20 protein-coding genes are annotated in these 21,908 nt (G+C 68.2%); 13 read left to right on the top strand and 7 right to left on the bottom strand.

Features of this window, described 5'->3' with window-relative positions; genetic code table 11:
- Positions 1–65 precede the first annotated feature (65 nt).
- From NHL60_RS14335 to NHL60_RS14305, 7 genes are all read left to right on the top strand, one after another.
- Entirely contained in the window at positions 66–1,571 is a 1,506-nt protein-coding gene (locus tag NHL60_RS14335) for a nodulation protein NfeD (RefSeq protein WP_253444774.1), read from the top strand.
- A 54-nt stretch (positions 1,572–1,625) separates the two neighbouring features.
- The gene (locus NHL60_RS14330; protein WP_253444771.1) at positions 1,626–2,414 is read left to right on the top strand and encodes a slipin family protein; all 789 of its coding nucleotides are present in this window, start codon (positions 1,626–1,628) and stop codon (positions 2,412–2,414) included.
- A gap of 121 nt (positions 2,415–2,535) precedes the next feature.
- On the top strand, positions 2,536–2,721 hold the full coding sequence (locus NHL60_RS14325; RefSeq protein ID WP_367399330.1) for a hypothetical protein: 186 nt from the start codon (positions 2,536–2,538) through the stop codon (positions 2,719–2,721).
- A 321-nt stretch (positions 2,722–3,042) separates the two neighbouring features.
- Entirely contained in the window at positions 3,043–4,533 is a 1,491-nt protein-coding gene (locus NHL60_RS14320; protein ID WP_253444768.1) for a SulP family inorganic anion transporter, read from the top strand.
- 14 nt (positions 4,534–4,547) lie between these two features.
- Positions 4,548–5,402: a universal stress protein gene (locus NHL60_RS14315; protein WP_253444765.1), complete on the top strand. Its 855-nt coding sequence runs from the start codon at positions 4,548–4,550 to the stop codon at positions 5,400–5,402.
- Between the two features lie 102 nt (positions 5,403–5,504).
- Complete coding sequence (locus NHL60_RS14310) at positions 5,505–5,867, top strand: putative quinol monooxygenase (RefSeq protein WP_253444762.1); 363 nt, start codon at positions 5,505–5,507, stop codon at positions 5,865–5,867.
- A 74-nt stretch (positions 5,868–5,941) separates the two neighbouring features.
- On the top strand, positions 5,942–6,316 hold the full coding sequence (locus NHL60_RS14305) for a RidA family protein (protein ID WP_253444759.1): 375 nt from the start codon (positions 5,942–5,944) through the stop codon (positions 6,314–6,316).
- A gap of 6 nt (positions 6,317–6,322) precedes the next feature.
- On the opposite strand, the gene NHL60_RS14300 is transcribed toward NHL60_RS14305, so the two are convergent.
- From NHL60_RS14300 to NHL60_RS14285, 4 genes are all read right to left on the bottom strand, one after another.
- Positions 6,323–7,846 (bottom strand): ABC transporter permease, encoded by a 1,524-nt coding sequence (locus NHL60_RS14300; RefSeq protein WP_253444756.1) that lies wholly within the window; start codon positions 7,844–7,846, stop codon positions 6,323–6,325.
- Positions 7,843–8,640 (bottom strand): ATP-binding cassette domain-containing protein, encoded by a 798-nt coding sequence (locus tag NHL60_RS14295; protein ID WP_253444753.1) that lies wholly within the window; start codon positions 8,638–8,640, stop codon positions 7,843–7,845. The genes NHL60_RS14300 and NHL60_RS14295 overlap by 4 nt, the downstream gene beginning before the upstream one ends.
- 11 nt (positions 8,641–8,651) lie before the next feature.
- Positions 8,652–9,506, bottom strand: a complete 855-nt coding sequence (locus NHL60_RS14290; protein ID WP_253444751.1) for a putative selenate ABC transporter substrate-binding protein — start codon at positions 9,504–9,506, stop codon at positions 8,652–8,654.
- Between the two features lie 74 nt (positions 9,507–9,580).
- On the bottom strand, positions 9,581–10,444 hold the full coding sequence (locus tag NHL60_RS14285; RefSeq protein WP_253444748.1) for a MurR/RpiR family transcriptional regulator: 864 nt from the start codon (positions 10,442–10,444) through the stop codon (positions 9,581–9,583).
- 137 nt (positions 10,445–10,581) lie between these two features.
- On the opposite strand from NHL60_RS14285, the gene zwf reads away from it, so the two are divergent.
- The 6 genes from zwf (at position 10,582) to NHL60_RS14255 (ending at position 17,410) form a co-directional block, all read left to right on the top strand.
- Positions 10,582–12,075, top strand: a complete 1,494-nt coding sequence (zwf, locus tag NHL60_RS14280) for a glucose-6-phosphate dehydrogenase (protein ID WP_253444746.1) — start codon at positions 10,582–10,584, stop codon at positions 12,073–12,075.
- A 159-nt stretch (positions 12,076–12,234) separates the two neighbouring features.
- Positions 12,235–13,590, top strand: coding sequence for an IS1182 family transposase (locus tag NHL60_RS14275; protein WP_253443240.1), 1,356 nt, complete (start codon positions 12,235–12,237; stop codon positions 13,588–13,590).
- Between the two features lie 280 nt (positions 13,591–13,870).
- On the top strand, positions 13,871–14,536 hold the full coding sequence (gene pgl / locus NHL60_RS14270) for a 6-phosphogluconolactonase (RefSeq protein ID WP_253444743.1): 666 nt from the start codon (positions 13,871–13,873) through the stop codon (positions 14,534–14,536).
- A gap of 18 nt (positions 14,537–14,554) precedes the next feature.
- Entirely contained in the window at positions 14,555–15,217 is a 663-nt protein-coding gene (locus NHL60_RS14265; RefSeq protein ID WP_253444740.1) for a bifunctional 4-hydroxy-2-oxoglutarate aldolase/2-dehydro-3-deoxy-phosphogluconate aldolase, read from the top strand.
- Positions 15,218–15,330: 113 nt separating this feature from the next.
- Positions 15,331–15,495, top strand: coding sequence for a hypothetical protein (locus NHL60_RS14260; protein ID WP_253444737.1), 165 nt, complete (start codon positions 15,331–15,333; stop codon positions 15,493–15,495).
- Positions 15,488–17,410, top strand: coding sequence for an RNA-binding domain-containing protein (locus tag NHL60_RS14255; protein WP_253444734.1), 1,923 nt, complete (start codon positions 15,488–15,490; stop codon positions 17,408–17,410). The genes NHL60_RS14260 and NHL60_RS14255 overlap by 8 nt, the downstream gene beginning before the upstream one ends.
- 25 nt (positions 17,411–17,435) lie before the next feature.
- On the opposite strand, the gene NHL60_RS14250 is transcribed toward NHL60_RS14255, so the two are convergent.
- The 3 genes from NHL60_RS14250 to NHL60_RS14240 all read right to left on the bottom strand — a co-directional run bounded on the left by NHL60_RS14250 (position 17,436) and on the right by NHL60_RS14240 (position 21,901).
- Positions 17,436–18,512 carry a D-hexose-6-phosphate mutarotase gene (locus NHL60_RS14250; protein WP_253444732.1) on the bottom strand — a complete coding sequence of 359 codons (1,077 nt, stop codon included), beginning with the start codon at positions 18,510–18,512 and terminating at the stop codon, positions 17,436–17,438.
- Between the two features lie 77 nt (positions 18,513–18,589).
- Positions 18,590–20,464, bottom strand: coding sequence for a phosphogluconate dehydratase (gene edd / locus NHL60_RS14245; protein ID WP_253444729.1), 1,875 nt, complete (start codon positions 20,462–20,464; stop codon positions 18,590–18,592).
- A 39-nt stretch (positions 20,465–20,503) separates the two neighbouring features.
- Positions 20,504–21,901 (bottom strand): coniferyl aldehyde dehydrogenase, encoded by a 1,398-nt coding sequence (locus NHL60_RS14240; RefSeq protein ID WP_253444726.1) that lies wholly within the window; start codon positions 21,899–21,901, stop codon positions 20,504–20,506.
- Positions 21,902–21,908: the final 7 nt, after the last annotated feature.

The following is a 21,908-nucleotide window of genomic DNA, read 5'->3' as shown; positions in this document are numbered from 1 at the left end:
TTTGCTGAACTACGGATGGCCTCCACACTCACACTCACTATACGGGTCGCGCAGGGAAGATCACCATGAGCCGAGTTCATGCCGCCCTGATCGGGCGCCGCTTTCTCCTCTTCAGCCTCGCCTGCCTGGCGCTGGGCGTTGCGCTGGCGCTCTTCCAGTCTGTGGTCCAGGCCCAGCAGAACGAGCGCACGGCGCTGGTGATGACCGTGGAGGGGGCCATCGGCCCCGCCACCAGCGACTACTTCCAGCGCGGCCTGCGCCGGGCCGCCGAGGGCAATGCCGAGATCGTGGTGGTGCAGATGGACACCCCCGGTGGCCTCGACGCCTCCATGCGCGACATGATCCGTGCCATGCTCACCTCGCCGGTACCGGTGGCCATCTATGTCTCGCCCAGCGGCGCCCGGGCGGCCAGCGCCGGCACCTACCTGCTCTACGGCAGCCACGTGGCTGCCATGGCTCCCTCCACCCACCTGGGGTCGGCCACCCCGGTGCAGATGGGCGGCGGTTTTCCGGGGATAGGCGGCGATGACGACGACGAGCGCAGCGGCGACGGGGCCAGGGCGGAGGAGTCCGAGGAGGCCGCCGATGCCGCCGGCGACGAGGCGGCCGTACCCGACGCCGAGGCAACCGGCGAGGAGGCCGACGAGCGCAGCCGCGCCGCGGACACGCCGCGCCGCGGCGAGACCGCCATGGAGCGCAAGGTGCTGGAAGACGCCGTCTACTACATTCGCGGCCTGGCCGAGCGCCACGGTCGCAACGCCGACTGGGCCGAGGAGGCGGTGCGCGAGGCGGTCAACCTCACCTCTCGGGAGGCGCTGGAGAAGAACGTCATCGACGTGGTGGCCAGCGATATCGAGGACCTGCTCGAGCAGATCGACGGGCGTACGGTGGTGATGGAGCGCGGCGAGCAGACCCTCGAGACGGCGGACCTGACCATCGAGCGCTTCGATCCCGACTGGCGCACCCAGCTGCTGTCGGTGATCACCAACCCCAACGTCGCCTACTTCCTGATGATCATCGGCTTCTACGGGCTGATCTTCGAGCTCTCCAACCCCGGCAGCCTGGTGCCCGGCACCATCGGCATCATCAGCCTGCTGCTGGCGCTCTTCGCCTTCCAGGTGCTGCCGGTCAACTATGCGGGGCTGGCGCTGATCCTGGTGGGCCTGGCGCTGATGGTGGGCGAGGCCCTGATGCCCAGCTTCGGCATCCTCGGCTTCGGCGGTATCGTCGCCTTCGTGATCGGCTCGGTGATTCTGATGGATTCCGAGATGCTGAGCATTTCGCTGCCCATGATCGGCGGGGTGGCGGCCCTGGCCGCGGCGCTGATGCTCTGGGTGATGACCCGCTTCATGGGGCTGCGGCGACGCCCGGCGCGCACTGGCGTGGAGGAGCTGGTCGGCAGTCAAGCCGTGGCGGTCGAGGGTTTCGACGGCGCGGGCCACGTGAAGCTGATGGGCGAGCGCTGGAAGGCCCGCGCCATCCGACCGGTCGCCAGGGGGCAGGCGGTCCGCGTGGTGCGTATCGACGGCCTGACCCTGGAAGTGGAGCCCCTGGCCTCCGAACCGTCCTGACCCCGGGGCGCCAGACGGCGCCTCACCCCAACCTCGCAGTCAAGGAGAGTGACCATGCTGATTTCCTATCTTGTGCCGGTGGTCCTGCTGTTCATGCTGATCGCCGCCTCGATCCGAATCCTGCCGGAGTACAAGCGCGGGGTGATCTTCTTCCTCGGCCGCTTCCAGTCGGTCAAGGGGCCGGGGCTGATCATCGTGATCCCGGGCATCCAGAAGATGGAGGTGGTGGACCTGCGGGTGATCACCATGGACGTGCCGGAGCAGGACGTGATCTCCCAGGACAACGTCACGGTGAAGGTCAACGCCGTGCTCTACTTCCGGGTCATCGACCCCGAGAGGGCGATCATCCAGGTGGAGAACTTCACTGTGGCCACCAGCCAGCTGGCTCAGACCACCCTGCGCTCGGTGCTCGGCAAGCATGACCTGGACGAGATGCTCTCCGAGCGGGACAAGCTCAACGACGATATCCAGGAGATCATCGATGCCCAGACGGAGGAGTGGGGCATCAAGGTGGCCAACGTGGAGATCAAGCACGTCGATCTGGACGAGAGCATGATCCGCGCCATCGCCCGCCAGGCCGAGGCCGAGCGGGAGCGGCGGGCCAAGGTGATCCACGCCGAGGGCGAGCTGCAGGCCTCGCGCAAGCTCGTCGAGGCCGCCAACGTCATGGCCGAGAACTCGGCGGCCCTGCAGCTGCGCTACCTGCAGACCATGAGCGACATGAGCAACAAGAACGCCTCCACCATCGTCTTCCCGCTGCCCATGGACATCATGGAGGCCTTCAAGCACATGAAGGCTTCGCCGGCGGCCCAGGCCCGCAAGGCGCAGAACGGCGACGACTGACCCCTGCCATGGCCTTCCCGGCCGTGGCATCCTGAGGGGCCCTTCGCGACATCGAGGTTGCCTTGAGCCCCGCTTATCTCTCGCGCCGCCACCCCTGCCGCCTGCCGCCGAGGTGGGGCTCTTGATGCTGCTGGAGGTGGTGGCGGGGACGCTCTGGGTCTGGTGGCTGCTGGGCGAGAGGCCCACGCCCCTGGCCTTCGCCGGCGGCGCCCTGGTGCTGGGCAGCCTGCTCGCCAAGGGCCTCTATGAGCGCCGTCTGGAGCGGCGGCTCCGGGCCCGGGGTGCAGCGCAGCAGGGGAGCTGCTAGAATGCGCGGCTCTCTCGAGTGCCGCCCCCGAGCGGCAGATCAGACAAGGGACCCGCACCCGTGATGATTCCCCCGGCAGGGCTGACGACTCCGCCCTAGCGCATATCTCCTCCCTCGGCGCCTCGTCACCGAAGCGTCACTCCCTGGCGCCACCCTGTGGCCGCCCGGGCGCGCCTGCGCCCATCCCTGGCAACAACGCACCATAGCGATAACGTCCGACGCCGCGATAGGCGCTGCACCCGAAGGATGCGGCCAATGGCCCGCCGCTGTTCTCGGTGCGGCCCCTTGCGGCATGACCCCCACCCCTGACTGGAACAGAGCATGTTCGAATCGATACGCCAGACCTGGTTCTCCAACGTGAAGGGCGACACCCTCGCCGGTATCGTGGTGGCCCTCGCCCTGATACCCGAGGCGATCGCCTTCTCCATCATCGCCGGCGTGGACCCCAAGGTGGGGCTCTACGCCTCCTTCTGTATCGCGGTGATCATCGCCTTCGCCGGCGGCCGCCCGGGCATGATCTCGGCGGCCACCGGCGCTATGGCGCTCCTGATGGTCACTCTGGTACGCGACCATGGCCTCGAGTACCTGCTCGCCGCCACTCTGCTCACCGGTGTGCTGCAGATCATCGCCGGCTACCTCAAGCTCGCCGAGCTGATGCGCTTCGTCTCGCGCTCGGTGGTGACGGGCTTCGTCAACGCCCTGGCGATCCTGATCTTCATGGCCCAGCTACCGGAGCTGACCGGAGTCACTTGGCATGTGTATGCCATGACCGCGGCGGGCCTCGGCATCATCTACGGTTTCCCCTACCTGCCCAGGATCGGCAGGTCGATCCCCTCACCGCTGGTCTGCATCGTGGTGCTGACTGCCGTCTACCTGCTCTCCGGCATGGAGATCCGCACCGTGGGCGACATGGGCGAGCTGCCCGATTCCCTGCCGATCTTCCTGTGGCCGGACGTGCCGCTCAACCTCGAGACCCTGTGGATCATCCTGCCCTACTCGCTGATGCTCACCGTGGTGGGCCTGCTGGAGTCGATGATGACCGCCACCATCGTCGATGACCTCACCGATACCCCGAGCGACAAGAACCGCGAGTGCAAGGGCCAGGGCATCGCCAATATCGGTGCCGGCCTGCTGGGCGGCATGGCGGGCTGCGCCATGATCGGCCAGTCGGTGATCAACGTGAAATCCGGCGGTCGCGGGCGCCTCTCCACCCTGGTGGCCGGGGTGCTGCTGCTGATCCTGGTGGTCTTCCTCTCCGACTGGGTCTCGCAGATTCCCATGGCCGCTCTGGTCGCGGTGATGATCATGGTCTCCATCGGCACCTTCAGCTGGGCCTCGATCCGCGACCTCAAGACATACCCCATGAGTACCAACGTCGTCATGCTGGCCACGGTGGCGGTCACCGTCTTCACCCACAACCTGGCCATCGGCGTCTTCGTCGGGGTGCTGATCGCGGCCATGAACTTCGCCAACAAGGTGGGCAATATCCTCCATATCGGCAGCGAGGAGATCGAGAAGGGACGCCATCGCACCTATCGGGTGGTGGGCCAGGTGTTCTTCGCCTCCTCCGAGCGCTTCGGCAACGCCTTCGACTTCAAGGAGAGCGTGGAGAAGGTCACCATCGATCTCTCCCGGGCCCACTTCTGGGACATCACCGCCGTGCAGGCCCTGGACCGGGTGGTGATCAAGTTCCGCCGCGAGGGCACGGAGGTAGCGCTGGTGGGCCTCAACGAGGCGACGGCCACCATCGTCGACCGCTATGCTGTGCACAATGACCCCGCCGCCGTCGACAAGCTGATGGGCGGCCACTGAGGAGCACGATGACGATGACAGAACAGGTAATGGCCGCCATCGACGGTTCGACCTTCTCGGCAGGGGTGTGCGACTACGCCGCCTGGGCAAGCCAGGCTCTGGGAGCACCGCTCACCTTCCTGCACGTGGTGGACAACCACCCCCAGACCGCCGAGGCGGACCTCTCCGGTCATATCGGCCTGGGCGCCCGGGAGCACCTGCTCGAGGAGCTCGCCCAGCTCGACGAGCGCCGCGCCAGGGTGGCCAGAGAGCAGGGGCGGCTGATGCTCGAGGCGGCCCGGGAGCGTGCCATCGAGGGTGGCGTTGCCGAGCCCGGCACCCGTCAGCGCAACGGCACCCTGGTGGAGACCCTGGAGGAGCTGCAGGAGGAGATGCGCCTGCTGGTGATCGGCAAGCGCGGCGAGCGTGCCCACCAGGACAGCGGCCATCTCGGCTCCAATCTGGAGCGGGTGGTACGCAGCCTGCGCCGGCCGATCCTGATGGTGCCCCAGCGCTTCAAGGCACCTGAACGGGTGATGATCGCCTTCGACGGCAGCCAGACCGCCCGCAAGGGGGTAGAGATGCTGGCCAGAAGCCCGCTGTTCGAGGGGATCCCGGTCCACGTGGTGATCGTAGGGGCCGAGACCGGCGACAACCGCGCCCAGCTCGACTGGGCCCTCGAGACCCTGCGTGGCGCAGGCCATGAGGCCGAAGGCGCCATTCGCGCCGGCGAGGTGGAGGCGACCCTGCGCGCCTACAAGGAGGAGAACGCCATCGACCTGCTGGTGATGGGGGCCTATGGCCACTCGCGCATTCGCCAGCTGCTGGTGGGCAGTACCACCACCGCCATGCTGCGCCGCGCCAGGGTGCCGGTGCTGCTGCTGCGCTGACCCTTTCACGAGCCGGCCCCTCTCGGTGCGCCGGCTTGTCTTGTTCACGATGCTCCCAGGCCGCCAACCGGGGTCAGGAGAGATGCCGTTCCGGAGTGATCCATGTCCCGCAAGATCTACTGTATTGCCAGCTTCAAGCCCAGGCCCGGCCGCGAAGAGGCCCTGTTCAAGGCCCTGCAGGCCCTGGAGCCGAACACCCATCGCGAGGATGGCTGCCTGCACTATACCGTGACCCGCCATATCGACCATCCCAATGCGCCGGGCACCAGCTATCCCATCGTCTTCCACGAGGTCTGGGCCAGCCGCGAGCTCTTCGAGGCCCACTGCAACCGACGCGAGATTCAGGCGTTCTTCGCGACCCACGTCGAGTCGCCGGACGGTGATGTCGAGGATGCCAATGTCTGCGTCTATACCGATGAGCCAATCGACTACGACGCGCCCCGGCAGTCGACCCCGGGTGCGTGAGCGGTGATAATGGCTGGCCGATAGCCGTTTCGGCAGGGGAATGTACTGCCGGAAACATTCAAGGAGAGGTTTTTATGAGCATTGTCCGTCACGACACCAAGGCGCGCATGAGCCGCGCCGTGATCCACAACGGCATCGCCTACCTGTGTGGGCAGGTGGCCGGCCCCGAGGCGCGCCACGGCGACATCACCGAGCAGACGCAGAGCATGCTGGCGCGCGTGGACGCCCTGCTCGCCGAGATCGGCTCCGACCGCGAGAACCTGTTGACCGCGACGATCTACCTGAAAGACGGCCACGACTTCGCCGCCATGAACGCGGTGTGGGATGCCTGGGTGCCCACCGGCCACGCCCCGGCGCGCACCTGCGTCTGCGCGCCCATGCCCGCCGACGAGCTCAAGGTGGAGATCACCGTCTCGGCCGCCGTGGTCAGCGGCGAGTACAGCTACTGAGCGGCCCTACCGCATGCAGGGGTCGTCCATGACGGCCCCGTCCCTCGGCCTGAGACGCCGCGACAGGGCGTCCACGGCGATATTGAGCGTCGCGCTGATCAGCAGCAGGAAGAAGGCCACGTCGAACATCAGGTAGTCGAACCCCTCCTCGATATAGAAGCCCAGCGTCGCCACCCCCAGCATCCCCAGGATCGCCGTTTCGCGCAGGATCACCTCGGCGCGGTAGTAGAGCAGCGCCAGCATGCCCGGATAGAGCCGCGGCAGCAGCTCGTAGGCCAGCCGGCCCGTAGCGGAGAGCCCCGGCATGCCGGGCGTCAGGGCGTCGGCGTGGCGCGCCACCAGAAAGGCGATCAGGGCGCCATTGTGCAGCGCCAGCGCCAGCCAGGCGGGCAGCAGCGAGGGCCCCAGCAGCAGCAGGAAGAGAAACGCCAGCATCAGCTCCGGGGTGGAGCGCAGGGCGATCAGCAGGCCGTGGCCGGTGAGCCGGGTGCCGCGATTGCCGAAGTGGCGGCAGGCCAGGGGCCACAGCGCCATGGCCACCAGCAGTGCGCCCACCGTGCCGAGCAGCCCCAGCAGCAGGGTGTTGCCGATGGCCGGCCCCAGGTCCGGGATGCGCGACAGCCACTCGACCAGGCCCGCCCAGTCCCCGGCCAGCAGTTCTCGTGGCCAGATGTCCTCGCTGACGAAGCGCCATACCAGGGCCCCATCCACGCTGGGCCAGGGGCCCAGCAGCCAGGCGCCACCGACCAGCAGCACCGGGATCAGCCGACGGTGGCTCCAGCCGGGCAGGCTGGCGATCAGCAGATAGAAGAGCCACAGCAGGGCGCCCGCCTCGTGATAGCGCCCCTCCCGGAAGGCGGTCTCCAGGTGGAAGCCCAGCGTCGGCAGCCCCACGAAGCCCAGCAGCACGCTGGCGCGCAGGGCACACTCGAAGCGGTAGCGGGTGTAGGCGGCAAGCTGCGCCCAGGCCAGCGGCAGCTCGGCGTAGACGAAGCGCACCAGGCGGCCGGTGCCCGGGGGCAGGGCGTCCCGGGGCGCCCGGGGCGTCTGCTCGAGGATCTCCGCATAGACCTTGGCGAAGATGCCGGCATAGGGGATGGCCAGTGCTGCCAGCGCCGTGACGGCCGAGAGCCCGAACACCTGCAGGAAGAGCAGCGCCCAGAAGAGCTCATGGATGGCGCGCAGGAAGGCGCAGACGGCGCGCACAAGCCGCGAGCGGGCAAAGAGCAGCGCCAGGGGGAAGCCCAGCACCACCCCGGCCAGGGTGCCCCAGATCGCCACCGCCACGGTCAGGCCGATGGCGGAGAGCGGCGACTCCAGCGACCCCCAGGCGGGCCAGGCCATGCCCAGTGCCATGCGGCCGAGCTCCGTCCAGGGCTCCCGGGTGTGGATGGCGAGATCGGCGAAGGGCAGGAGCACCACGGCCAGGGCCACCAGCCCCAGGGTGTGGCGGGCGAGCTTGAGCCCGGGTGTGTCGCCCCGCCACCAGTGGCGCCCATGGCGGGGCGGGTGAGTGCGCGCCTCGCTCACGGCCGGCCCCGGGCGCAGGGCAGCGCCTCCGGATTCGGCATCGTCGGCGCGGCCGGTTCTGAGGAGGCGTCGGCCGGGGCGTCGGCATCCGGATAGAGGGCGTCCAGGTCGGCCAGGGTCAGCGCCCGGGTCGGGGCATCGATCACCAGCCGACCCTCCCTTAGCCCCCAGACCCGGTCGAAGTGGGAGAGCGCCAGCTCGCGCTGATGGAGCGCGACCACCGAGGTGGAATGGCGGGCATCGATCAGTCCCAGCAGGCGCAGCGCCTGGTGGGGGTCGACGCTGGCCACCGGCTCGTCGCCGAGGAAGATCGCCCGCCCCTGGTAGAGGGCGCGGGCGATGGCCACCCGCTGACGCTGGCCGCCGGAGAGTCGACCCACCGGGCGCCGCGCGAGGCCCTCCAGCCCGAGCAGCGTGCAGAGTTCGCCCACTTCCCGCCAGGGGCGAGCCAGGGGGCGTACCAGGTTCCAGAGCGCCGCCAGGGCCGAGTGCTCCGGCAGTCGCCCCATGAAGACGTTGTGGTAGACGGCAAGCTGAGGCACCAGGCCGTGGTGCTGGGGGCACCAGGCGGCGCGGGTTCCGAGCCTTTGGCGCAGCTCGGCCAGTAGGGTCGACTTGCCCGAGCCGCTCTGGCCGAGCAGCGCCACCCGTTCACCCTCGTAAAGGGTGAGCGCCAGTCCGGGCAGCACCAGGTGGCGGAGGCGCCCCTGGCGGTCGCGGCCGTGGCCGAGATCCTCGGCCTCGAAGCGGACCAGTGCAGGGCCGGTGGGGGGGCGGCGTTGCTCGCTCTCCATGGCGCTTGCCCTCAGCGCAGCAGGCCGAGCTCTTCCGCGACCTCCTCGATGGGCGCGTAGAGGGCGTTGTCGGCGGGAATGAAGGCCTCGCGGGGGAAGCTCGCCAGCAGCGCCGGGTCGTCCATCTCCAGGAAGGCGGCCTGGACCTTCTCGGTGAAGCCCTCGCCGAAGCGCTCGTCGGCGTCGCCGCGCAGGGTCCAGTTGTAGTCGGGATAGGGCGGGGTGGCCCAGATCACCGAGACCCGGTCGGTGTCGACGCGGCCATCGGCGACGGCGGCGTCCCAGACGGTATAGTTCACCGCGCCGATATCCCAGGTGCCCGCCTCCACCAGGGCGATGGTGCGGGAGTGGTCCCCGGAGTAGCCCACCCGGGAGAAGAAGGCCTCGGGGTCGACGTCGTTGAAGCGCTCCCGGAAGAAGTGCTCCGGCATCAGGCGCCCGGAGGTGGAGGTGCGCGAGCCGAAGGTGAGGCTCATCCCCTCGAGCGCGTCGGGCAGCTCATCGGCCCGCTCGAGGCCGGTCGAGCGGTGGGCGATGAAGTAGCTCATGAAGGCGTCATCCTCGCTGCCCTGGGCGAGTGCCTGGGAGCCCGGTACCAGGCGGCGGGCCTGGACGCCGGAGAGGCCGCCGAACCAGGCCAGCTGCACCTGGTCGTTGCGAAAGGCGGTGACCGCGGCGCTGTAGGACTTCACCGGCACGTACTCCACCTCGACGCCCAGGCGCTCCTCCAGATAGTCGGCGACCTTGCCGAAGCGCTCCACCAGGCGCGCCTGGTCCTCGTCGGGAATGGCGGTGAAGCGGAAGGTCTCGGCGGCCGCACCCTGGGCGAACAGGACAAGGGTGGCGGCAAGGGCAAGGCGGCGCATGGCAGGGCTCCAGCGGTGACAGGGGGAGCTATTGTTGTGCGAGAGGCCGCCTCTGGCAAGCCCGCGGGTGGTGTTCAGTCATTGCGCGGGGCGGCGTAGCGGGTGCTCTTGAGGCTGTCCTTGATCTTCTTGAGATGGGGCAGGAAGTCCTCGCCGCGGCGCAGGGTCACCCCGGTGGCCAGCACGTCGATCAGCGTCAGCTGGATCATGCGCGAGGTCATGGGCATGTAGTGGTCGGTATCCTCGGGGGTGGCCACCTCCAGGGTCTCGGTGCACTCCGCCGCCAGGGGCGAGCCCGGGGCGGTGATGCCCAGCACCACGGCGCCGTTCTCCCGGGCCAGGCGGGCGATATCGACCAGCTCCCGGGTGCGGCCGGTCCAGGAGATCACCACCACCACGTCCCCGGTGTGGCAGCTCGACGCCACCATGCGCTGCATCAGCACGTCCACGTAGGCGGTGACCGGCATGTTGAAGCGGAAGAACTTGTGCTGGGCATCCTGGGCCACGGCCCCCGAGGCGCCGAGCCCGAAGAAGTGCAGCTGCCGAGCCTGAATCAGGTAGTCCACTACCTTCTCGATGCGCACCGGGTCGGTCTGGCGCAGGGCCTCGTCCAGGGCGGCCATGGTAGCCCCGAAGATCTTGCGGGTGTAGTCGGCGGCGCTGTCGTCGGGCTCCACCGCCTGGCTGACATAGGGCGTACCGCCGGCCAGGCTCTGGGCCAGCTTGATCTTGAAGTCCGGGTAGCCCTTGGCGTTGAAGCTGCGGCAGAAGCGGTTGACGGTGGGCTCGCTGACGGAGGCGGCCTGGGCCAGGCTGGCGATGCTCATGCTGGTGGCGGCGGTGGGGTCGGCGAGGATGACGTCGGCGACCTTGCGCTCCGAACGGTTGAGCTCCTCGAGGCGCTGACGGATTCGATCGAGCAGGTCGTGACTGGCCATGGGCGGTTGGGGTCTCCGTAACGGCTGGCGGCAGGGGATGTGGTGATTTAACGACATTATGCAGGTTATGCTGCGGGTAGGCGATGGACCGGTCCGGCTCCGCACAGGAGCGCGCCGGCAGACAAGGAGGGCAGGGCATGACGCAGCAGACTCGAGGGAAGCCGACCGCCGGTGACGGCATCGATCTGGCGATCTTCGGTGCCATGGGCGACCTGGCCCGGCGCAAGCTCTTTCCGGCGCTCTACCATCTCGATCGGGAGGGGCTCTTGCCCGCCGACACGCGCCTGCTGGGGCTGGCGCGCCGGGAGCTGGACGCGGCGGCCTTTCGCGAGGAGATCGAGCAGGCCCTGGCGCGCCAGCTGCGGGCCGAGGAGCAGGAGCGTGAGGCCATGGCGCGCTTTCTGGCCCGCCTGGACTACCGCCGCCTCGACTTCGCCCTGCCCGAGGGCTACGCGCAGATTGCCGACTGGCACCGCGGGAGTTCGCGTCCCCTGGTGGTCTATCTCTCCGTGGCGGCCAGGCTCTACGGCGACATCTGTTGCCACCTGGAGGCGGCGGGCTGCCTCGATGAGCGGGCCCGGGTGGTGGTGGAGAAGCCCATCGGCCACGACCTGGCCTCCTCGGCGTCGATCAACGACGCCATCGGTGCCGTCTTTCCCGAGTCGCGGATCTACCGCATCGATCACTACCTGGGCAAGGAGACGGTGCAGAACCTGATCGCGCTGCGCTTCGCCAACCCGCTCTTCGGTACCCAGTGGAACCAGAACCACATCTCTCACGTGGAAATTACCGTGGCCGAGCAGGTCGGCATCGAGGGGCGCTGGGGCTACTTCGATGAGGCGGGCCAGCTGCGCGACATGGTGCAGAACCACCTGCTGCAGCTGGTCTGCCTGATCGCCATGGACCCGCCGGCCAACCTCGACGCCGATGCCATCCGCGACGAGAAGGTCAAGGTGCTCAGGGCGCTCAGACCCTTTACCGAGGAACGGCTGGGCCGGGACGTGGTGCGCGGCCAGTACATTACCGGTACCGTCCACGGCCAGGCCGTGCCCGGCTACCTGGAGGAGGAGGGGGCCAACCCCGGGAGCCATACCGAGACCTTCGTGGCCATCCGCACCGGCGTGGAGAACTGGCGCTGGGCCGGGGTGCCCTTCTACCTGCGCACCGGAAAGCGCATGCCCGAGAAGCTCTCCCAGATCGTCATCCACTTTCGCCAGCAGCCCCACTACATCTTCGACCCGGACCAGCGCGACCTGGCCGCCAACAAGCTGGTGATCCGCCTGCAGCCCGAGGAGGGCATCATGCTGGAGGTGCTGACCAAGGACAGCGGCCTGGAAAAGGGCATGCGGCTGCGCCGGGGCCCATTGCAGCTGGACTTCAACAGCGCCTTTCCCAAGACGCGGATTCCCGACGCCTACGAGCGCCTGCTGCTGGAGGTGATGAAGGGGCGGCAATATCTCTTCGTGCGCCGGGACGAGGTGGAGCACGCCTGGCGCTGGTGCGACAGCCTGGTGGCCGCCTGGTCCGAGCGGGCCGAGCCGCCAAGGCGCTACCCCGCCGGCTCCTGGGGGCCGGTCGCGTCCATTGCCATGATCACCCAGGATGGCCGAAGCTGGTACGAGGATTATTGAGAAGTGCCGGCTGGCCCCAGGGCCGGTCGCCACTTTCTCAAGACCGCCATGATCACCCAGGATGGCCGAAGCTGGTACGAGGATTACTAGCAGTCTGTCGGACTTTCCGTCGCACCGTGAGATACTGACCACCGTCATCGCCGAGCTGAGAAGATCGCCATGAGCCGCTTCATCCCTGTGGACCGCCAGACCGATTACCTGCTGCCGCCTTCGGTAGACGAGTGGTTGCCCGATGGTCACCTGGCGCGGTTCGTTGTCGATGTTGTCGAACAACTGGACCTCTCGACGTTGACCCGGCGTTACATGGGGCGGGGTTCCAAGGCACATCACCCGGCGGTGCTGCTGAGCCTGCTGATCTACGGCTACGCCACCGGGGTGGTCTCCAGCCGCAAGATCGAGCGTGCCACCTATGACTCGGTGGCGTTCCGCTACCTGGCCGCCAATACCCATCCCGACCATGACACGCTGGCCACCTTTCGCCGCCGCTTTCTGCCGGAACTGGAACAGTTGTTCGTACAGGTGCTGCTGCTGGCCCGCGAGATGAAGCTGCTCAAGCTTGGCACCATCGCCCTGGACGGCACCAAGCTCAAGGCCAACGCCAGCAAGCACAAGGCGTTGTCGTATGGCCATGCCAAGAAGCTGGAGGCACAGTTCAGGGCAGAGGTGAAAGCGCTGACCGAGCGGGCCGAGTCGGCGGACAAGGAGGACGCGGCCGACGGCATGGACATCCCCGCCGAGATTGCCCGCCGTGAAGCCCGCCTGGCGGCCATCGCCGAGGCGAAGGCCAAGATCGAGGCGCGCGCCGAGGAGCGGGACGCCACCGAGCAAGCCGCCTATCAGGAAAAGGTGGCGCGGCGGGAGGCGCAGCGCAAGGCCGGCAAGAAGCCCCGTGGGCGTGACCCCGAACCGCCCACTGGTGGCCCGCGTGACAAGGATCAGATCAATTTCACCGACCCGCAGTCGCGCATCATGCCGGTCACCGGCAAGGGGTTTGATCAGTGCTACAACGCCCAAGCCGCGGTTGATACCGACAGCCTGTTGGTGACCCATGTCCACGTCACCCAGGCGACCAATGACAAGCAGCAAGTCATGCCGCTACTGACGGCCTGGCAAGGTTACCCGGAAACGCTGGAAAAACCTGACCACCTGCTGGCCGATACCGGCTACTTCAGTGGCGCCAATGTCCAGGCCTGCCATGCCCATGGCATCGAACCGCTGTTGGCGATGCAGCGCGACGTCCACCACCTCCCGGTCTTCGAGCGCTTCGCCGCTGATCCTCCTGCCCCGGCGAGCGAGGATCCCGTCGAGCAAATGGCACACCGCTTGAAGACGCAGGCGGGCCGAGCGCTCTACGCATTGCGCAAACATACCGTGGAACCCGTCTTCGGGATCATCAAGCACGTGATGGGGTTCCGGCAGTTCTCGCTGCGCGGCCTGGAGAACGTCAGTGGTGAGTGGCGATTGGCCACCATGGCGTGGAATATCAAGCGGATGCACCGGTTGACGGCGGGCTGAGGGCCGAGGGCTCGCCGCGCCCAACCGGCCAGCAGGCAAGGCGTCAGAACCGCCTTGCAGAAGCTGAGGGGCAGGTTAAGAGCCACACACCAACACCAACACAGGGGGTTGGTGAAGAACCCACGCCTCAGCTCATCCATTAACCTCAAGTCCGACAGACTGCTAGCGAGCGTCAGGAGCGCCGCGATGAGGCCGGAAACAGGAAGGGGCGGGCTTCGTCGGGAGCTGTAGGAGCGCGATTTATCGCGCGATTCTGGAAGGCCTCTCGGGAGGAAACCATATGAGCGAGCTGTGTCGAGAGCGCCTGGCTACCCAGCTGGCCGAGGCGGTGGCGGAAGCGCTGCAGCATGACCTGAATCACCAGGAGCGTGCCCTGCTGGTGGTCTCCGGCGGTTCTACCCCGGTGCCCTTCTTCCGGGCCCTGGCCGCCCGGGAGCTGCCCTGGGAGCGGGTCGAGGTCACCCTGGCCGACGAGCGCTGGGTGGCAATGGAGCACGCCGACAGCAACGCTCGCCTGGTGGGTCACCACCTGCTGCAGGGCCCTGCGGCGGCGGCCACCTTCGTCTCCTTGACCACCCATGACCCCACCCCGGAGCAGGGCGTGGCTGAGGTGGCCCGGCGGCTCGCGTCGCTGGCCTGGCCCGCCAGCGCCGTGGTGCTGGGCATGGGCGGCGACGGCCACACCGCCTCGCTCTTCCCCGACAGCCCGGAGCTGCCCCTGGCGCTGACCACCGCCGAGCCGGCGGTGGCGATCCGCGCCCCGGGCCAGCTGCCCAGGCTGACCCTGAGCGGCGACCGGCTGCACCGTGCCCGGCGTCACTTCCTGCATATCACCGGCGGCGACAAGCGCGACACCCTGGTGCGCGCCCTGGCCGGGGATGACCCCCGGGAGCTGCCGATCCGCGCCTTTCTTTCCTGCCCGCTGGCGATTTACTGGGCTCCCTGAACCGACCGGAGGTGTTCCATGACCATCGACAAACAGCTGCCCTCGACCCGCACCACCGAGCTCGACAGCATCTGCCTCAAGGCGGAGGTGATCCCGGTGCTGGCCATCCAGCGCCTCGAGGATGCGGTGCCCCTGGCCACCGCCCTGGTGGAGGGGGGGCTTTCCGTGCTGGAGGTGACCCTGCGCACCGACTGCGCCCTGGAGGCGGTGCGCCGCATCAAGGCGGCGCTGCCCCAGGCCAGCGTGGGCGTGGGGACCGTGCTCACCCCGGCCCAGTACCGCCAGGCCGAGGAGGTGGAAGCCGACTTCGTGGTCACGCCGGGGGCCACGGCGGCGCTCTATCGCCACGGCGTCAGCAGCCCCGTGCCGATGCTGCCGGGGGTGACCACCGTCTCCGAGGTGATGTCCGGTTGGCAGCACGGCTACCGCCGCTTCAAGTTCTTCCCCGCCGAGGCCAGCGGCGGCGTCAAGACGCTGAAGGCCTTCGCCGGCCCGCTCCCCGAGGCGCGCTTCTGCCCCACCGGCGGTATCACCCTGGAGAACGCCGAGGACTACCTGGCGCTGAAGAACGTGATGTGCGTGGGCGGCACCTGGCTGACGCCCCAGTCCCTGATCGACGCCGAGGACTGGCACGGCATCCGCCAGCTGGCCCGGGAAGCCGCGGAGCGGTTTCATCACTGAGCTGATCTGAGCGCCTGCAGAGGTGGGCGCTTACCTTCTGGTGGTTTCCGGATGACTTTCCATCCATGAACCGACACGCAGGCGCTTGCCCAAGGCAATGGCGAGGAACTGTCATGACCGAGCAGCAAGTACGAATCTTCACTTCCCGTGATGGCCAGGCACAGCTGGAAGTGGCGCTTGAGCCGGAAACCGCCTGGCTCAGCCTGGACCAGATGACCCGCCTCTTCGGTCGCGACAGGTCTGTCACTCTGCTGGCAAAGGAAGATGGCGATGCTTGAAATCGACTCCCTGGAGGATATCTCGGCCCTGCGCGAAAGCGTGGATGTGGAGTGCAAGCTGGCTCAGGGGCGCGATGGCAAGGGAGCGCTGCCCAAGGAGTTCTGGCCGACCTACAGTGCATTCGCCAACACCCGTGGTGGCGACATCTTCCTGGGGGTGCGGGAGAGATCCAGTGGCCATTTCGAACTAGCCGGCGTGGCTGACCCCCAGAAGGTTATCGATGAGCTCTGGACCGGGCTCAACAACCCTCAGAAGGTCAGCGTCAACCTGCTTAGTGACCTCTGGGTCCGCCTCATCGAGATTGAGGATAAGACCGTCGTGCATATCCATGTGCCGGCGGCGACTCGCAAGCAGCGGCCTGTCTATCTCCGCGGCAACCCTCTGAGCGGTACCTATCGCCGCTTCAACAGCACCGACCATCTGCTGGGTGAAGAGCAGGTGCGGCGCATGTTGGCCGAGCAGGTCGAGGACAGCCGTGACAGTGAGATCCTGCGGGGCTTTGGCCTGGATGACCTGGATATCGAGAGCTTCAATCAGTATCGCCAGCTCTACGCCAATCGGCAGCCTGACCATCCGTGGAACCAACTGGATGCCCAGGCGTTTCTTTACCAGATCGGTGGCTGGCGCAAGGACCGGGAAGCTGGGGGCTCTGGGCTGACACGCGCCGGGCTTCTGATGTTTGGCCAGCAGGTCGCCATAATCGAAGCTTTTCCCAATTACATGCTCGACTACCAGGAGCGCCCCGAGCCAAAAGCGGAGTTACGCTGGGTCGACCGATTCACTCTGGATGGCAGCTGGTCGGGGAACGTGTTCGACTTCTATCGCCGTGTGATTCGCAAGCTGACTGCCGATCTCAAGGTGCCCTTCGCTCTGGAGGGCGACCAGCGCCAGGATGACACTCTGGTCCACAAGGCGTTGCGTGAGGCCCTGGTCAACACCCTGGTGCACGCGGACTATAGTGGGCGGGCCTCGATACTGGTGGTCAAGAGACCGGACATGTTCGGGTTCCGCAACCCTGGCCTGATGCGGGTGCCGGTGGATCAAGCCATGGCCGGGGGGTACAGCGATTGTCGTAATCGATTGTTGCAAAACATGTTTCGTTATATCGGCCTGGGCGAGAATGCAGGTTCCGGGCTGCCCAAGATTTTCCAGGGTTGGTCGAGTCAGCACTGGCGAAAGCCGGTGCTGCGCGAAACCCAGGCGCCCTCCGATCAGACCCTGCTGGAATTGCACATGCTCAGCCTGGTGCCGGAGTCGGTATTGGCCGAGCTGCACGCCTCATTGGGAGAGGATGTCTTCGCTAGCCTGTCGGACAAGGAGCGCCTTGTCCTTGTGACGGCCTCCATCGAGAGGACGGTGGACCATGGGCGCATGATGTCCATCCTGGATATTCATCCTAGAGACCTTAGTCAGCTGCTTGCTGGGCTGGTGGAGAAGCGTCTGATGCTGCGCGGCGGAGCTGGTCGTGGAACGGTGTACTTCCTGCCTGATGCGTACCTGGAGGATATCTTCACTGAACTTGAGATGGCGGAAGAGACGGCTGGCTCCAGCTCGGCACCTTTGAACATGAGCTCCGGACCTTTGCTATCCAACTCCGGACCTTTGGAGACGGGCTCCGGACCTTTGGGCATTAGCTCCGGACCTTGGGAGGACCTTGAGGCACTGGCAAGGCCTATCGCCGAGAGGGGTAAGGCACCGAGGGGCAAGGTTGAGGAGGTCATCCTGGCCCTCTGTTGCCGGCGTCCCTTGCGCTTGGATGAGCTGACTCGCTTGCTCAATCGCTCGGCGGAGTCCTTGCGCAAGCATTATCTGCAGCCCATGGTCAGGGCTCGGCGGCTCAAGCTGCTGTACCCAACCAAGCCCAACCACCCCCAGCAGGCCTATATCACGGAGGAGTCAGGCCATGATCAATGAGAACCAGCTGGAACAATAGCCCGACTCACCCCCGCGAGAGCGTGGTGCCCAGAAGGTGCTGGGCGCCGGGTACCAGCCACACCGGGTCGAGGCGGGTGTTGGCGGCCTCCACGCAGAGGAAGCGGCGGCCGGCATCGGCGGGGGTGTCCTCGGGCAGGGCGTCACCCGGCTGCCAGACCACCGCGGAGTCGCTGCCCTGGCGGGCGATACGCAGGCGGCGCTGCCCATCGTCCAGGGTGAGCTCGGCGTTGCTGTGGTAGATGCGGTCCACGGCGCCGCGTACCCCGAGCTCGCCCTGCTGTTCGCCCTCGGCGAAGCCGGCCAGCTTGTCCAGGTAGCGGGCGCCGACCAGCCCCTCGAGGCGGCAGGCTCGGGCGTCGGCCACCGCCAGGTAGCTGTGCAGGGCGCCGCTGATCTTCACCGGGGTCTCGCCCACGTGCTCGGTGATCAGCTCCACGTGCAGACGCCGGGCGTTGGCCTGGATCACCACCCGCGGCGCGAGCTGAGTGTGCAGTCGCTCCTCTGGTGAGAGATGCAGCTCCACCCCCTCCTCATGCTCATCCACGGCGTCCAGGCGCCAGCCGGCCAGGCGCGCCGGGCCGTGGAAGGGGCCGCTCCTGTCCTCGCTCTCGTCGGCATAGTGGTCGTCGGCGAACCAGGGCCAGCAGAGCGGGATGCCGCCGCGGATCGTGCCGGGCAGCGCCTGGGGGGTGGGCGTCACCCAGAGCCAGCCACCTGCCACCAACGCTTCTTCGCCCTCGCCCTCGCCCTCGCCCTCGCTCTCGCTTGGGCGTGAGGCGCTGACGCGCGTTCGCGTGTCTTCGGACGCGTTAGAGAGCGGCGACGGAAGAGAGCCCTCAGCGGTCGCGGCGTCGGACGACGGAAGAGAGCCCTCAGCGGTCGCGGCGTCGGGCGACGAAAGGGAACCCTCAGCGGTCGCGGCGTCGGGCGACGGAAGAAAGTGCAGGACCTGGCCTCCCTGCAGGGAGAGGGCGAGCTCGCCCCAGGCCTCGTTGGCCAGCCACACCTGGCGGCCTTGCCATTCGGCCCGGCGCTGGCCTCGGGTCTCGTCGAGCAGGGTTCTGAGCGAAGCGGGAATCATGAGGCCTCCTGAGCTGGCGGTGCTGCGGTCATGGCGTTGGCAGAGGCGGCATAGCCTAGCACGGCAGCTCCCCGAGCTCAGGCATCCTGCTGGCGGATCTGCTCGGCCTGGCTGGCCAGGTCGTCGGCCTCGAAGCCACCGAAGACGCTGGCGCCGGCCTCGGAGCCGCTGGCCAGGTGGCGCAGGCCGGTGAAGAGCTCGCGGCCCAGGCCCAGGTGATAGTGCTCCAGGTGCGGCTCGCCCAGCTCGCGCTGGGCCAGCTCATCGGCGGCGACCTTGACCTCGAGGGTGCCGGCGTTGGCGTCCAGGCGGATGATGTCGCCGTCGCGCAGCCGTGCCAGGGGGCCGCCATCCAGGGCCTCCGGGGTCATATGGATGGCCGCCGGCACCTTGCCGGAGGCGCCGGACATGCGCCCGTCGGTGACCAGTGCCACCCGGAAGCCGCGGTCCTGGAGCACGCCGAGGTAGGGGGTGAGCTTGTGCAGCTCCGGCATGCCGTTGGCCCTGGGCCCCTGGTAGCGCACCACCACCACCAGGTCGCGGTCCAGCTCGCCTGCCTCGAAGGCCGCCTTGAGCGCGTTCTGGTCCTCGAAGATCCGCGCCGGCGCCTCCACGACACGATGCTCTTCGGCTACCGCCGAGACCTTGATCACGCCGCGGCCCAGGTTGCCGTCCAGTACGGCAAGCCCGCCGGTGGGGGCGAAGGGATCCTGCACGCCGCGCAGCACGTCGGTGTCGAGGCTCTCGGTGGGCCCCTCCCGCCAGACGAGCCGGCCCTCCTCCAGGCAGGGCTCCCGGGTGTAGGCGGTGAGGTCGCTGCCGAACACCGTGGGAATATCGCCATGGATCAGGCCGGCGCCCAGCAGCTCGCGAATCAGCAGGCTCATGCCGCCGGCGGCATGGAAGTGGTTCACGTCGGCCTGGCCGTTGGGGTAGATGCGGGTCAGGCCGGGAGTCACCGCGGAGAGGGCGGTGAAGTCGTCCCAGGTGACGGTCAGCCCCGCCGCGGCGGCCATGGCTACCAGGTGGAGGGTGTGGTTGGTGGAGCCGCCGGAGGCGAGCAGACCCACCATGGCGTTGACGATGGCGCGCTCGTCGACCTGCCGATAGAAGGGGCGGTAGTCGCCGCCGGCCTCGGTATTGCGGATCGCCTGCTCGGCCGCATAGCGGGTCAGGGCCTCGCGCAGCGGGGTGCCCGGATTGACGAAGGAGGCGCCGGGCAGGTGCAGGCCCATGATCTCCATCATCAGCTGGTTGGAGTTGGCGGTGCCGTAGAAGGTGCAGGTGCCGGGGCTGTGGTAGGAAGCGGACTCGGCCTCGAGCAGCGCCTCGCGGCCCACCTTGCCCTCGGCATGGAGCTGGCGGATGCGCGCCTTTTCCCGGTTGGGCAGGCCGCTCTCCATGGGGCCGGCGGGCACGAAGAGCGCCGGCAGGTGGCCGAAGCGCGCCGCGCCGATAAAGAGCCCAGGCACGATCTTGTCGCAGACGCCCAGATAGAGGGCGGCATCGAACATGTTGTGGGAGAGCGCCACGGCGGTGGCCATGGCGATCACCTCCCGGGAGAAGAGCGACAGCTCCATGCCGGGCTGGCCCTGGGTGACGCCGTCGCACATGGCCGGCACGCCGCCGGCGAACTGCGCGGTGGAGCCCATGCTTCGGGCGGCGGCCTTGAGGATCGCCGGGTAGTCCTCCAGGGGCTGGTGAGCCGAGAGCATGTCGTTGTAGGCGGAGACGATGCCGAGGTTGGCCGAGTTCATCAGCTTCAGCGCCTGCTTCTCCTCGGCGCCGCAGGCGGCGAAGCCGTGGGCCAGGTTGCCGCAGGAGAGCTCGCCGCGATGCACCCCGCGCCGGTGCTGGGCCGCCATGCGCGCCTCGTAGAGGGCGCGGCGCTCGGCGGAGCGCTCGCGGATGCGGCGGGTGACGTCGGCAACGGTGGCATTGAGCGTGGGCATGGTGAGTCTCCAGCGTTTCGTGCGATGACGGCGCCGGGGCTAGAGCCCCAGCAGCTTGAGCAGCCAGCGGCGATAGGGCGGGTTGAGCAGCGAGACAGCGTTGCGTCGGGCCTGAATGAAGACGCTGCGCTCGTGGCTGAAGCGCCGAAAGCCCGCCTCGCCGTGATAGGCGCCCATGCCGCTTTCGCCCACGCCGCCGAAGGGCAGGGCGGGCACGGCGCTGTGCCAGAGGGTGTCGTTGAAGACCATGCCGCCGGAGCGGGTGGTCTCCAGCACCCGCCGGCGCCGCTCGGCATCGTCGGTGAAGGCGTAGAGGGCCAGGGGCCTGGGCCCGGCATTGACGTGGGCCAGGGCGGCGTCGAAGTCGCGCACGCCGACGATGGGTAGCCAGGGGCCGAAGATCTCCTCGCGCATGATGGCGAGCCCTTCGTTCGGGTCCACCACCAGCACGGGGGGCAGCTTGACGCCGCCATCGGGCAGCTCCCGGCGCTCGCCGAGCTCGATCACCCGGCAGCCGTGGTCCCGGGCCTCCTCCAGCATGGCGGTGAGGCGCGACTGCTGCCGCTCCCCCACCACGGCGCTGTAGTCGGCGCTGGTGCAGCCCTTCGGGTAGAAGTCTGCCACCGCGGCCTTTAGCGCCTCGACCAGCGCCGGCAGCCGTGCGCTCTCCACCAGCACGTGGTCCGGGGCGATGCAGGTCTGGCCGGCGTTGAGCCACTTGCCGAAGGCGATGCGCTCGGCGGCGCGGGTCAGGTCGGCGTCGTCGGCGACGATGGCCGGCGTCTTGCCGCCGAGCTCCAGGGTGACGGGGGTCAGGTTGGCGGCGGCGGCCCGTGCCACCTCGCGGCCGATGCGCCCGCCGCCGGTAAAGAGCAGGTGGTCGAAGGGAAGGGCGGCGAAGGCTTTCGCGACCCCCATGCCCCCCTCCACCACGCAGAGCTCCTCGGCGCTGAAGTAGCGTTCGGCCAGGCGTGCCATCAGGGCACTGGTGACCGGAGTGTGTTCGCTGGGCTTGATCAGCACCCGATTGCCGGCGGCCAGGGCGTCCACCGCCGGCAGCATGGCCAGGTTCCAGGGGTAGTTGAAGGGGGCGATGATGCCCACCACGCCAAGGGGCTGGCGATGGACCCGGGCGCGGCCGGGCTTGAGCCGCCAGGGCACGGCGGCGCGGCGCGGTCGCATCCAGCGGCGCAGGTGGCGCCGGGCGTGGCGGATCGCCTGCAGCACGGTGGCCACCTCGGCCAGCCGGCTCTCGGCCTCGGCCCGGTAGCCGAAGTCGGAGGCGATGGCCCGACTGATCTCGTCGCGGTGGCGGCGGGTCATGGTCGCCAGACGCGCGAGCCGGTCGCGACGTAGGGCCAGGTCGGGCCAGGGCTCGGCGGCGAAGGCGCGGCGCTGGGCATCGAAGCGGGCCTGAAGCGTCTGGACATGAGTCATGCAGCTC

This window comes from Halomonas sp. Y3 (assembly GCF_024137965.1).
Classification (GTDB): Bacteria; Pseudomonadota; Gammaproteobacteria; order Pseudomonadales; family Halomonadaceae; genus Halomonas; species Halomonas mongoliensis.
This window is presented reverse-complemented; position numbering and strand designations above follow the sequence as displayed.